The organism is Flavobacterium beibuense (genome assembly GCF_004151245.1).
GTDB classification, from domain to species: domain Bacteria; phylum Bacteroidota; class Bacteroidia; order Flavobacteriales; family Flavobacteriaceae; genus Flavobacterium; species Flavobacterium beibuense_A.
This window is the reverse complement of the sequence record NZ_JUIW01000002.1, coordinates 187,376-201,796: the sequence shown is the minus strand read 5'-3', so window position 1 is coordinate 201,796 and position 14,421 is coordinate 187,376. Positions and strand designations below refer to the sequence as shown.

Here is a 14,421-nt window from a genome sequence, read left to right as displayed (position 1 = left end):
TACACTATGTCTTTCTTTTTAAAAGATAATTTTATTCTTGAATCTGATATTGCAGAGCAGTTATACTTTAACTATGCTCAAAATCAGCCTATAATAGATTATCATTCCCACCTCTCCCCCTCTGCGGTTGCTAATAATATAAACTTTGAAAATATAACCGATGCATGGCTAAAAGGAGATCATTATAAATGGAGAGCCATGAGGGCTTTGGGTATTGAGGAAGAGTATATAACCGGTAATGCCTCAGATTATGAAAAATTCTCAAAATGGGCACAAACAGTGCCTTATACCATAAGAAATCCATTGTTTCACTGGACACATATGGAACTTAAAAATCCCTTTGGTATAACGGAACTTTTAAATCAGGACACTGCCCGTAAAATTTACGATACAACTTCCGAAAAACTTCAATCACAGGCTTTTTCTCCAAAAGGATTACTAAACAATTTTAATGTGGAGATGGTTGGTACTACAGATGATCCTCTTGATTCACTTGAAGCTCACCTTAAAATCCGTCAGGATAATTCGAAGGTCAAGGTACTGCCTACTTTTCGTCCGGACCGGATATTTACTATTGATTCCGGAAATAAATTCAGAACCTATGTACACAAATTAGGTGAACTTACTCATATAGATATAACAGATTTAGAATCTTTACTACAAGCATTTAAAATAAGAATCAATTATTTTAATGATGCCGGATGTGTATCTTCAGATCACGGACTAAGTGCCATACCTCACAAAGGAAAGAACAGCAAAACTGATATTGAGAAAATATTTAAAGAGGTTTTAAACGGTAATGACAGTAAAGCTAAAGAAATAAAAGAAAGTTTTACCTATTTTATGCTGGTTGAATTCTGCAAAATGTATCATGAAAAAGGATGGGTACAGCAATTTCATTTAGGAGCTTTAAGAAATAGTAATGCATACAAAGTTTCGGTTTTAGGCCGTGATACCGGTTTTGATTCCGTAGGAGATTATAAGCAGGCCGAAACATTATCTACATTACTAAACGAATTGGAATCTGATAATAAATTATCTAAAACCATATTATACAACCTTAACCCGGCAGACAATACAGTATTTGCAACAATGACAGGAAACTTTCAGGGAGAAGGTGTGAGAGGGAAAGTTCAATACGGATCAGGCTGGTGGTTTTTAGACCAGCTTGACGGAATGACAAATCAGATGAATGCTCTGTCAAATCAAGGGTTAATAAGTACTTTTATAGGTATGCTTACAGATTCACGAAGTTTCCTTTCCTATTCACGCCACGAATATTTCAGAAGATTACTTTGCAACCTTTTTGCCGAAGATATCAGAAAAGGATACCTGCCTAATGATGTTAACTGGATAGGATCTATAATTTCCGATATCTGCTACCACAATGCAAAAAAATACTTTAACCTTAACCAAAGTTAATATAGATGAATAAAACAAAACTCATAAATAATATTGGTAATTATCGTTGGACAATTTGTACACTGCTCTTTTTTGGTACAACCATAAACTATTTAGACAGGCAGGTACTAAGTTTATTACATCCGATTCTTGAAGAAGAACTGAAATGGACCAATACTGATTATGGGTTGATTACCGCCGTTTTTCAACTTACTTATGGTTTGTTTACCCTACTCTCCGGTAGGCTTATAGATAAGATAGGCACAAAAAAAGGATATGCCATAGCTTTAATAGTGTGGTCTATAGGAGCGATACTACATGCTTTTGCAATTCCTATAGGTAAGGGAACTTCAGATCTTTTAGGAATATTGGGAATTACAGGTATTTCTGTATCGGTAGCAGGCTTCATCATAGCAAGGGCAATACTTGCAATTGGTGAATCGGCCAATTTCCCTGCCGCCATTAAGGCTACAGCAGAATATTTCCCTAAAAAAGAAAGGTCGCTGGCTACAGGTATATTTAACTCCGGATCAAATATAGGGGCTATTCTGGCACCACTTACTGTGCCCTGGATAGCTTATCACCTAGGTTGGGAAAGTTCATTTATTATAATAGGATCTTTAGGTTTTGTATGGCTTGTTTTCTGGTGGATCTATTATGATGAGCCTTCAAAACAAAAAAGGTTAACGGCTCAGGAATATGAATATATAACAGAAGATAGTGAAGTTAACATTATAAATCCTGAAGAAATAAAGGAAACTAAAACTTCATGGTTTAAACTATTGGCTTTTAGAGAAACATGGGCTTTTACATTGGGTAAGTTTTTTACAGACGGGGTATGGTGGTTCCTGCTATTTTGGCTTCCCTCCTATCTAACTTCACAGTTTGGGTTGAAAAACACCGATATTACCCTTCCTTTGGCCGTGTTATACAGCATGACCATGGTAGGTAGTATTTGCGGCGGATGGTTTCCGTTATATTTTATAAAAAAAGGGTATGATACCGCACCCGCAAGGCGAAAAGCAATGTTTTTCATAGCTCTTATACCTCTGGTTGTGCTATTAGTTCAGCCACTGGGAGAAATAACATTCTGGATTCCGGTGCTTTTAATAGGAACGTGTGCCTCTGCACACCAGGCATGGTCCGCAAACCTGTACTCAACAGCATCTGATATGTTTCCTAAATCTGCAATAGCCAGCGTAATCGGTATAGGCACTATGGCAGGCAGCATCGGGGGAGCTTTAACATCCTTTCTTGTAGGTAAGCTTTTTGATGCCTATAAAGCTTCGGGAGACCTGACTATGGGATACACAATAGTATTCACTTTTTGTGCGATTGCCTATCTGTTTGCATGGTTCATAATGAAACTTTTGGTGCCTAAAATAAAATAAATACTTATTGCAGGGTTGTAGAGTTTCTTATACTTATTGAGGTATCAAGCAGTATGGTTTCATATATTGACGCCCTTTTTGCATTTGATTCGCATTCTATAAGCTCCATAAGTTTTTTAAGTGCCATATACCCCATATCTTTTGCCGGCTGCCTTATAGCAGAAAGTGAAGGATTAAGTGAAAAAGCAATATCTGTATTTGCAAAACCTATTACGGCAATTTCTTCCGGTACTTTTATTTTTAATTTTGCTAAAATACCCAAGCTTCTGGTAGTTATAACATCTGTAGCACCAAATATAGCATTAGGTGCTATATTTTGCTCTCTTAACTCCAATATGGAGTTACTTATTTTAGCATCCATTTCATCGGTGTTTTCGAGACTACAAAAAACCATGTATCGGGGATTAATTGGTATGTCTAAATTCTTTAATGCTTTTTTAAAACCCTGAATTCTTTGATTATTATCACCAAATTTATCTCCTGTTATAAATAATATTCTTTTTCTGTTAATGTCTATAAGGTGCTGGGTGGCCTCTAATGCTCCTTTATATTCATTGACTCCAATCTTGGTTGTTTTAATTTCAGGATTTAATCTGTCAAACAAGACAACCGGGCAGTGCTTTTCATTAATAAGGTTAATATAATCAGAATTAGATGTTTCGCTAACAGGAGATAATAAAATACCATCAACACCTTTAGAGATTAACGAGTCTAAACAAGCTTTCTCATTGGCCACATTTTCATAACTCTGCATTATAATAATATCACAGCCTACCTCATTGGAAGCCTTATGAATACCATCTAATACCTGTGCCAAAAAAGTACTACTGAAAAAAGAGTTTACAATTACACCAATTGAGTTTGTATGCCCTATTTTAAGGCTCTTTGCTAACCTGTTAGGCCTGTAATTATGCTGGTTAGCATAATCTATTATTATTTTTCTTGTCTCGGCACTTATTTCATAGCTGTTATTTAAAGCTTTAGAGATAGTTGAAACAGAGAAATTAAGTGCTTTTGCAATATCTTTTATTGTAATATTAGCCATTTATAATTGTGTTAATTAATTGGTAAGGCAATTATAATAATTTAAAATAAAATATCAATCAATAATCTATTTATCTAAATAAATTACAAATTTTTTATCAATATAAAAAATTAAACCTGCAACAGTAGCTGTCGCAGGTTTAAACTCAACTTAACACAAACTAATTTAATTATATCCCGGATTCTGATAATTTTGTGTATTTCCTTCCATAGCATCAAGCTGACCCTGAGGAATTGGTCGTAAATAAAGGTAAGGTTCAATATTACGCTGAATTGTTTGTGGTGTATGATCGCCAATACCTGAGCCACAAATAGTATAGGTTGAAGCCAACTCTCCCCATTTTTGTGTACGCACAAGATCAAACCAACGATAACCCTCTCCATAAAATTCACGAGAACGCTCGGCAAGAATATAGTTAATATCAATATTTGTTGGTGTTGCAGCTACCATAGCAGCACTATTGTCTTCATTCTTAACCATATTGCCATTGTTATCCCAACGCCACATACCTGCACGTGCACGAATAACATTTATTAAATCATAAGCTGTTTTACCGCCCTGTGGCGCTGCTCCTTTTACATTGGCTTCTGCCGCTATAAAATATAGTTCAGAGAATTTAGCCACATTAAACGGACGTGTACTCGCTGCATTTGGCTGCCCCAGTCCACTACCATTATCGGTACGGTAAGTTCCCAATTTCCATAAGCCCGGATAGGCAAGCCTACTTATTCCTTGTGGCGATATTACATAGTCTGCCCTTCCCGGTAAAACACCGGCACCAATATTACTCTTGTATACAGAGTTTGAATAATCGATAGCTTCAGCAGGTTCTTCGTTTAAGAAAGTTAATATGGCATCACCCGGGTAAACCTCCATATTATTAGCATTATATAAGAATGCATTGGATACTCCTCCTTTAGGCCAGTTACCACGATAAACAGTGGTAAAGGTTCCATCGTATCTTGAGTCATTTGTCTTATCTGCAAATGTATTGGTTACTACATCTATAGTAGGACACATACGCGTCCAAGGGCGTCCAAGGGCCTGAGAAGCTTCACGTTGTACCGAACTTATAAGATTTTCTTGAGCCATATCGGCCGCACTTCTAAGATTCGTATAATTCCATGTCATCATCCAGCCTGCAAAATTATCAGGAGCTGCACCATTACTGTAAGTTAAACTGGCACCATTATAAAATTCACTTGCTTCAGTATGGTCAGCATATAATAATATTTCGTTATTACGGTCGTTAGAACCCAAATTAACATCATAATATGTTTGCTGTAAAGCAAATGGCCCCGGATTATCTATAGCTTCCACAGCAATATCATAAGCCTGCTGATAATACCACTGTGCACTTTGTCCGTCAGGATCTACCCTTGATGTATCAGGATAAGTTGGAATACCGTTAGGATTTTCCAGCCACCACGCATATGTTAAGTATGCTTTTGCAAGATACAGTCGAGCTAAAGTTTTTGTAGCACCTCCGGTTACACGTCCGGCTTCAGGTAAATCGTTAATCGCTGTTATTAGGTCCGGGAATATTACTTTAGTATATACTTCGGGAACTGTATTACGCACGGATGTCCTTACCGGATTTGTATTGAACCTTAACTCTCCTGCTCCTAAGTCTAATGGTACACCACCAAATGTTTGTACCAGCATAAAATAATCAAATGCCCGAAAGAACCTTGCTTCCGATATAAGTGCTTCAGGTATTGTACCTACTTCCGTAGCATTTTCTATTATACCATTTGCAGTATTAATATTAGGAAAAGCGGCATTCCATAAAACATCTGCACGGCTTGTAACACTGGTTACCTGTCCTACACCCGAAAGATCCATATCTTTAAAGTTGGCATCTGCACTTTGGGCGTATGTTACCTCATCCGTTCCTGTAAGACAACTGTTGTAGTAATATGCCTGTCCGTATATATACCTTAAATGTGCATACATTGATGTTAAACCTCCGTAAACTCCTTCTTCAGTTTTAAAATAATCAGGAGTATAAATACTGCGAGGCTGTTCATCTAAAATTTCATCACTACATCCCATAAACAGTATGGCTGTAAAAAGGGTAGTTGCTATAATTTTTATTTTTAAATTTTTCATAATTGATTTTTAGAATGTTAGATTTAAACCAAACATAAAAGTACGTGTCGCAGGTGTATTTGTACCTACTGTAAGTAACCTTCTCTGATAACTGGTAGTTACGGCTGCGTTTTGATCTCCATATGAGTTAGGTTCAGGATCAAGACCAGTTTCCTTGTGATAAGGAGAGTATAATACAAATGCATTCTGTACCGTAGTATAAAGCCTTAATTTGTCTATTCCGGCCTTTTTAATAAAGTCCTGATTAAAGGTATAGCCAAGGCTAATGGTTCTGATTTTTACATAAGAAGCATCAAAATAACCTAATGTACTTCCGTATTTCGGATTATCTCCGCTTGTTATACCTCCTGGTTTAGGATATTTAGCTCCTGTATTTTCTGGAGTCCAGTAATCAACATCAACGTTACCTCTACGACCGTTAAGCATATTTAAGTATCCTGAAGAACCGTAAAGCGTACTTATAAGTATACCTCCGCTCTGGAAACCTCCCACTATACCAAAATCAAAATTCTTATAATTTACATTAGTATTGAAACCTCCCTGAAAATCAGGATTAACATCCAAAACCTGACGATCATCCGGGCCAATAGCTCTTGTTGGAGTACCATCTTCATTATAATCACCGGTATATTCTACCCTAATCATACCTACATTTCCTCCCGGCTCTAATATATCCAGATAAGGGTCTCCCTCCTGCCATAGTCCTAGTTTATTGTAATCATAAATAACGTTTATGGGTTGACCCACAAACCACCAGTTAGCCTCGTCTTCCTGCTGTCCCGATGCTAATGCTGTCAGCTTATTTTTATTAGAGTAAAGGTTAAAACCTGCACTCCATGTTACTCCACTAGGATTATCTAATATCACACCATTAAGAGAAAGCTCAAAACCTTTATTTTGCGTTTCACCAATATTAGCCGTGTAGCTACCTACTCCTGATGTTGGCGGTAAATTAACACCTAACAGTACATTATTTGTATTTTGTACATAATATTCTAAAGTTCCTGATAAACGATTATTAAATAATCCGAAATCAAGTCCGTAGTTCCATGTTTTTGAGAACTCCCAACCAAGATTAGGGTTTGGAAGTTCGGACACATAATATCCCGTCACAAAATCACCTCCAAAATTGTACGGTCTTGTACTTAATAATCCTAAAGTCTTGTATGGATCAACAGCCTGGTTTGAAGTTTCACCATAGCCTATCCTAAATTTTAAAAGACTGATCTCATCCACTCCATCCATAAAGGATTCATTAGCAATATTCCATCCTGCAGAAACAGCCGGATAAGAATGCCATTGATGCCCAGGAGCAAGTCTTGAAGAGGCATCTGATCTGAAAGTAGCGCTTACCATATAACGATCGTCATAAGAATACATTAAACGCCCCATATAAGAAACTAATCCACTCTTCTGATAGCTCTGATTAGCAGGGTTAATGGTTATTTCTCCCTGAGCCTGTCCTAAATTAAAAAACTGAAAAGCATCTGAAGGTATTTCTCTTGCTGAAATCGAAGAGCTATTAAAGAAATTTTCCTGTGCCGAGTAAAGAGCAACTGCATTTATTGTATGTTTCTCAGCAAAAGTACGGTCATAACTAATTATGTTTTCAACTGCCCAGTTACTATTAAAAGAATTATTAACAGTAGCTGTAGAAGGTGTATCAGGATTTGTGCTGAACACTCCCTGTCCTGTATAGGTTCCTCCTGTACTCATACGGATGTTTCCTCCTAAATTTAATCTGTATTTTAACCCTTCAACTCCCGGAATTTTTACTTCTCCATATACTGTATTATAAGAGGCAAAGGCTTTTGTCTGATCTAAAAATCTGTCATCCAGATTATTCATTATATCCCTTGAATATACCCATTGCTCATCTAACGGCATTCTTACTGTTCTTCTCCATGAACCGTCTTCATTATAAGGGTTTGCCAATGGTGACATACTTATAACACCGTAAGTACCTAAAGTACTACCATTAGTAACTGAATAATTGTTATTTGTATTAAAGCCAACTCTTACATAATTACCTATTTGCTGATCCAAAGAACTAACCAGTGAAAAACGCTCATAATCCTGAAGAGGTATAACACCTTCATCTTTATAATATGTTGTACTAAAGCTATAGCTGCCGGTAGTAGATCCGCCCGATACATTAAAGTGATGGTTTTGTACACTCCCTGTTCTGTAAAACAAATCCTGCCAATCGGTATTTACATCATCAGATTCGTCAATTCCGTTTGAGAACATTCCTGCATCAGCACGTAATTTTGCATATTTGGCTCCGTCCATCATTGGATAATCTGAAAATACATTTCTTACACCATAGTAGGAGTTATAAGAGAATTTTGCCTTTTGGCCCAAAGTTCCTTTATTGGTAGTAATTAAAATTACACCATTAGCACCCCTTGAACCATAAATTGCTGTAGCAGATGCATCTTTAAGTACATCTATACTTTTAATATCATCTGTGCTTATATCTGTTAACGAGCCCGGAAAAGGAATACCATCTAATACAATAAGAGGGTCATTACTCGCAGTAAGAGAACGTGCACCTCTTATACGAATCTGCATAGATGCTCCGGGCTGCGATGAGGTCTGATTGATTTCAACCCCCGCAAGGCGGCCTTGTAGAGCCTGTGTTATGTTAGGTGCCGGTACTTCTCTTATATCGTCTCCTTTAATTGATATAACAGACCCTGTTACAGCTTCTTTGCGCTGCGTACCATAACCTACAACAACAACCTCGTTAAGAACCTGTGCCTCTTCCTGTAATACTACATTTATAGTATTACCGGTAACAGTAATTTCCTGCGACTGGTATCCTATAAATGAAAACTGTAATACAGCATTTAAGGGTGCCGATATAGTATAATTACCGTCCAGATCTGTTGCTACAGAGTTTGTTGTCCCCTTAACTGCAACCAGAGCACCCGGTATACCCATACCATCATCTCCCGAAGTAACTGTACCACTTATGTTCATATCCTGAGACCAGCACAAGTGCGTACTAAAGACTAACGCCAAAACCAATAAAAGGCGATGGGATTTAATTGATACTTTGTAGAGTTTTTTCATAATAGTTAGTAGTTGGTTATTAATAATATTTGTGTTTACTTTTTCTTGTATTGATCAAACAATCATAACTAAATCGATTTCGTGAAGAAGGTGTAAGCCACCCTTAATTTTTTAAGTTATGATGTAAGAACCTATTTTTAAATTATTTAAACCACCTTATGGTGTTATAGACCAAAAGTAAAATTTTCTTATTTTAAGTTAAAAATCTAATACATAAAAGCTACGAATACGTTTTAGTTAAAAATTCAATAAAAACATTATCCTCAAAAAAATAACACCTAATTTGTCAATATTTTATTTTATTCGCGTTAATAGAACAATAATTGAAGTATTGCGCTTAAAACAATATTTATAACATAGGTATAGGTAACCATTTGTGATAACCGATATGAAAATTGTAATTATTGATTGAAAAGCTATTCTAATTTAAGGTCGATATAATAGCTCAATGGTTTTTCAGGTTTTTCCAATTCAACAGGGATAGCCATTTTGGAAAAAGTCTGAAAATAAAGCACGCAAGAATTTCTCCAAATTACAGCTTCCTCTTCCTGCTCCTCAAGTAAATGCTTTACTTTAATAAACCTCTCATCATCAATAAAGGGTTTTAGCTGATTCCATGAAGATTGCATTTCCCTTACTTTATCAACACCACTATAATAATGGAAGCAAATTTCATCCCACAAAGTATTACCTGATTTCAATTTATGATTCCAGCTAACATGATGAAACCATAATAAAAGATTTTCAGGACATGTTTCAAGTGAATTAAACCTGTCCTTTACAGGAGAAAAATATTGCGATACAGCATTAGAACCACCAGTAGTCCTGTCAAACCCAACACCCTCACTATCAGCCCTGTGATAATAGGTGGATTTCCAGTTGGGTTGTGCTGCGGTATCAACCCAGGGGCCTGGTCCCCTATGTGTATTATAAGCCATTATATGGTTCAATCCCAAAGGTGTCATGTAGTCTACTGTAGTTTCCCTTGATTCCAACATCATCTTTTTTACAGGCGCAATAAATTCTTTATTGTTTGAAAAGGTCATACGGATCCAATCCTCCGCTATGGTTTCTGAAGCTGTTTCAGGATTCCATGCCAGCCTTCCCAAACTGTACCAGTTAGATTGCGCAAAAGGATGTCCGCACCAGTTCGCACTATTGCCTATATTAGAAACCCCTGCCATACCCGTAAGTTTTTTAGTGGAGTAATTCCCTTCAATTACTTTTCCTACAGTACTTCCTTCTCCTTTGGCATAAGTATCAGAGTCTAATGTTTCTTCGTACAAAGTGGAAAGGAAAACCAAATGATTAGAAAACCCTAAATATTCCTGTGTAATTTGAAACTCCATCATAAGCGAGGTATTGGGCATAGCACCAAATAGTGGTGAAAAAGGCTCACGTGGCTGAAAATCTATAGGACCGTTTTTTATCTGTATAAGTACATTATCTTTAAACTGGCCGTCAAGAGGTTTAAAACTATTATAAGCCTGAAGCACCCTGTCTTCTTCGGGGTCACTATTATATACAAAAGCCCTCCACATTACAACTCCTTTATAAGGTTCTAATGCCTGTGCCAACATATTAGCCCCATCTGCATGAGTGCGCCCATAGTCCTGAGGTCCTGGCTGCCCTTCAGAATTTGCCTTTACCAAAAAACCTCCAAAATCAGGAATAAGTATATATATTTCTTTTGCTTTAGTTCCCCACCAGTCAATCACTTGTGGATTAAGTGGGTCGGCAGTAGGTAAACCGCCCAGTTTTATTGGTGAAGTAAATGAGACGGATAAATATACCTTTAAACCGTATGGCCTGAAAACATCTGCGAGAGCCTTTACCTTTTCAAGATATTCTTTTGTTAAAATCTTAGGATTGGAGTTTACATTGTTCAGGACAGTAGCATTAATTCCTATAGATGTATTTGCCCTTGCATAATCAGTATATCTTTTATCAACTGTATTGGGTAGCTCGTCCCATTTCCATAAGGAATTACCGGCGTATCCACGCTCAATACTCCCGTCAAGATTATCCCAATGGTTTAAAGCCCTTATATCTAATTTCGGAATTTCAGTAATAGCTAGCTTATCGACTATCTGTTGTGTTTGTATAAGCTTTATAAAATGAAAAACACCATATAAAATACCTATATCTGTATTGGCACTAATTAATGTACAGTTTTTGTTATTAATTTTTACTGATCTGATTATAAAGCCTTCTTTTCCTAATTTATCGTAATTTTTTACAGATACATGCCCTTTGAGCACAGATTCATTTTTTGTAGCCAGTACAATACAGTTATTAGTAATAGAATTCAAAACTTTAGGCTTAGTTCCCAGTAATCCCGAAAAAGCAAGTTTAAGTTCATTTTCCGCTGCTTTTAAAGTTTCAGATTTCCCTGAGATATAATAGCTGGTAAACGCTTTTCCATATTTGTCGAGTAGTGTTTTATTTTCAATTTTTCTGTAGTTAAGCCAAAGGTCATAACCATCATTAGCTTTAAGGATAAAAGGAGATAAAAGAATTAAAATAAATAAAAATCTTCGTGAGAGTTTTGGTGTCATATTTATGTGGTATCGCAATTAAATGTAAACGTGAGTTATTTATCTGGTTTCAGGAGGGCCTAAGTAACTTTTTTTCATACCTCCAAAATCTAATACGATTTTTTGCAGTACAATACCCGGATCTACCATCCATAGCTTTACAGTATGTTTTCCGGGGTTAAGCTCCTTAAATGTGGTTTCTTTAATAATGATATTGTTTGCCACCCAACTGGCCCAGGCCCTCTCTTCTTTCTCTGCATTTATGCTAAGAAGAACAGGTTTGGAGTCATCTACCGAAACAGCGAAGCGTAATCCGCTTTCGGTATTATGGAAGTTAAGTGTTGGGGAAAAATAGATATGTATATTTACCGGCCCGTCTTCATAGCTGTAAAAAGTATATTCCAGACCGGGCCCTCCCGAATAAGGATCCTGTGCAGGAGCCGTTACAGGAAAAGGACTGACTCCTGATGCAGTTCGTCCTATATCCGGGATGATTTTCCATTCAATCCCGTTTGTGTTATTTGCTTTACTGTAATTTTCTGCATTGATGGAAACATAGCCATTCTCTTCATAAAAAATTGTTTTAGTATCCATTACAGCTTGCTCTTTAGACGATTTTACTACCTCAGTAATCTCTATAAAAGGCTTAATTTGAAAATCAGATGAAACATATGATACTGATGGCATAATATTATTTTTAGGATCAAACCAGGAAGTATAACCTATATGTGTCTGATCCATAAAATGATTCCATTTACCTCCGGACAACTCTTTATTATATTGCTTAGAAATAAGGGAATCTTTTATAAACAGTTCTTTCACTAAATCTGCATAAACATTAGCTTTTACATTGTTTTGAGCAGCATACTTTTCATTCAGGGCAACACCTATATACATTCTATGCAAATTTTCATTGGCTTGTATAAGGTGTAAAACCAACTGATAGTAGGCATCTTTATAGTCCTTCGGCAATTGATTCTCAATTTTTTCCGCTTTATGTAATAACTGTTTGTATTCATTAACTACCGTTAAAGCTTCATCATAGTTTTCAATACTATATGTGTTTTTATCAACCAGTTCAGGTTTTCTTCTTGAAGCCAGCTGACCATATTCTCTAAGGATAATACCTATTTCCTTAGCATAGGTATCTCCAAACTGACCTCTGGCCCACTCTGTATAGTAATCCCTTAAATTATCAGGTGTCCATTTCTCAGGATTCCATGCATAATCCAGAAAAAAAGAAACAGGAAACTCCATTGGTTTTATATCACCCACATTTACAATCCATATCTGTTTTACATTGTATTCCCAAGCCAAATGCATTTGTTCCCATACCCTGGCTATATTATTGGTATTAATCCATTTATAATTTCTTGGTCCGCCCACATAATCAAAATGATAATATATACCATAGCCTCCTTTTCTTTCCTTTTCATTCCTTGCAGGTAATTTCCGGATATTTCCCCAATTATCATCACACAACAATAATGTAACATCATCGGGCACACGCATTCCTTTATCATAATAATCCTGAACCTCTTTATAAAGTGCCCAAACCTGAGGTGTCTCTTCAACCGGTTTCCCCGTCACTTCTTCTATAATATCACGCTGGTCTTTAACTATTCTTTCTAAAAGTGCTGTTGCGGTACCTTCTGTCATTGGCTCATCTCCGTCACCACGCATACCTATGGTTACCAGACTCTCGTGAGACCCCATATTCTCAATACCCTTTCTCCAAAAATCTTTAAGTACTGCCTCATTTTTTGTATAATCCCATGCTCCACTGCCATACCTCTTCCATTCTGCCTGAGCCCTTAGCATTGGTTCATGATGGGAAGTCCCCATAACAATACCCCATTTATCGGCTAATACCGGGTTAAGTTTGTCGTCATCGTTAAAAGCCCTGCCCCACATTGCTGGCCATAAGTAATTAGCTTTATTTCTCAATAGAAGTTCAAATACTTTAGTATAAAACTCATGATTAAACTTTCCGTAGTTCTCTTCCACCCAGCCACTTAATGCGGGAGCTTCATCATTTATAAAAATCCCTCTGTATTTTACCTTAGGGGCATCATTAATGTTTACATCACTCTTTATAAAAATCTGCTCTTTTTTCTTTATCGGTACATCTGCCCACCAATACCAAGGAGAAACCCCCATTTGCTTAGTAAGCTCTAACGCTCCGTAAGCTGCTCCCCGTTTATTACTACCTGCAATAATCAATGCTTTGTCAACGCCCTTAAAAGGACTTTTAACCACCTGAATCATATATCCATCCCACTCTCCTCTTAATGCGGAAAAATCTATTTTTTTATTTTTCTCAAGTTCTTTAAAAAAAGTGCATTTCTCCAGGGTACCTATTATGATTATATTCTTTTCCTTATTAATCTTTGTAAGCTGTTGCGGTCTTTTCCCTGTTACACGTTCAATATCATCTGTAAAAAGGTTTACTGCTATTGACACAAGTGAATCTTCATTCTTATCATAAAATACGGTTGTAGCAGCTTCTGTTGTAACAACCGGAAAATCCATTCCGTTATTAATATCGGTTATAACTTTCTGTGCAACACCATTTAAAGAGACTAAGACTATTAAAAAGGTTATAATTTGTTTCATTATATTTTGACTAATCCCGGTATTTACCGTAAATATTAAATTTTTGTATTTCAATAATACCTTTTAAATTTCTTAATTCTCATATTTTTCTGAAATATAAGCGCAAACGTATTCGTAACTTTCATTTTGTTTCGATAAGAGCACTATAATTATGTTATATTTTTGAAATATGCATTTTATTTCTCTGTCATGAGAAAACAAAAAAATGGATATATACTTCCCAATAAATTACCTTTCAAAT

Annotated in this window: 7 protein-coding genes; 2 read left to right on the top strand and 5 right to left on the bottom strand. The window is 36.4% G+C overall.

Annotation, left to right across the window (positions count from 1 at the left end):
• The first annotated feature begins 6 nt into the window (after positions 1-6).
• Positions 7-1,422 (top strand): glucuronate isomerase, encoded by a 1,416-nt coding sequence (gene uxaC / locus NU09_RS03010; RefSeq protein ID WP_129749777.1) that lies wholly within the window; start codon positions 7-9, stop codon positions 1,420-1,422.
• Positions 1,423-1,427: 5 nt separating this feature from the next.
• Positions 1,428-2,792 (top strand): MFS transporter, encoded by a 1,365-nt coding sequence (locus NU09_RS03005; RefSeq protein WP_129749776.1) that lies wholly within the window; start codon positions 1,428-1,430, stop codon positions 2,790-2,792.
• Between the two features lie 4 nt (positions 2,793-2,796).
• On the opposite strand, the gene NU09_RS03000 is transcribed toward NU09_RS03005, so the two are convergent.
• The 5 genes from NU09_RS03000 to NU09_RS02980 all read right to left on the bottom strand — a co-directional run bounded on the left by NU09_RS03000 (position 2,797) and on the right by NU09_RS02980 (position 14,180).
• On the bottom strand, positions 2,797-3,837 hold the full coding sequence (locus tag NU09_RS03000) for a LacI family DNA-binding transcriptional regulator (RefSeq protein ID WP_129749775.1): 1,041 nt from the start codon (positions 3,835-3,837) through the stop codon (positions 2,797-2,799).
• A gap of 165 nt (positions 3,838-4,002) precedes the next feature.
• Positions 4,003-5,949, bottom strand: coding sequence for a RagB/SusD family nutrient uptake outer membrane protein (locus NU09_RS02995; protein WP_129749774.1), 1,947 nt, complete (start codon positions 5,947-5,949; stop codon positions 4,003-4,005).
• A gap of 9 nt (positions 5,950-5,958) precedes the next feature.
• Positions 5,959-9,027: a SusC/RagA family TonB-linked outer membrane protein gene (locus NU09_RS02990; RefSeq protein WP_129749773.1), complete on the bottom strand. Its 3,069-nt coding sequence runs from the start codon at positions 9,025-9,027 to the stop codon at positions 5,959-5,961.
• A 416-nt stretch (positions 9,028-9,443) separates the two neighbouring features.
• A complete protein-coding gene (locus NU09_RS02985) occupies positions 9,444-11,585 on the bottom strand; it encodes an alpha-glucuronidase family glycosyl hydrolase (protein ID WP_129749772.1) in 2,142 nt (713 codons plus the stop codon).
• Between the two features lie 39 nt (positions 11,586-11,624).
• Positions 11,625-14,180: a glycosyl hydrolase 115 family protein gene (locus NU09_RS02980; RefSeq protein WP_129749771.1), complete on the bottom strand. Its 2,556-nt coding sequence runs from the start codon at positions 14,178-14,180 to the stop codon at positions 11,625-11,627.
• Positions 14,181-14,421: the final 241 nt, after the last annotated feature.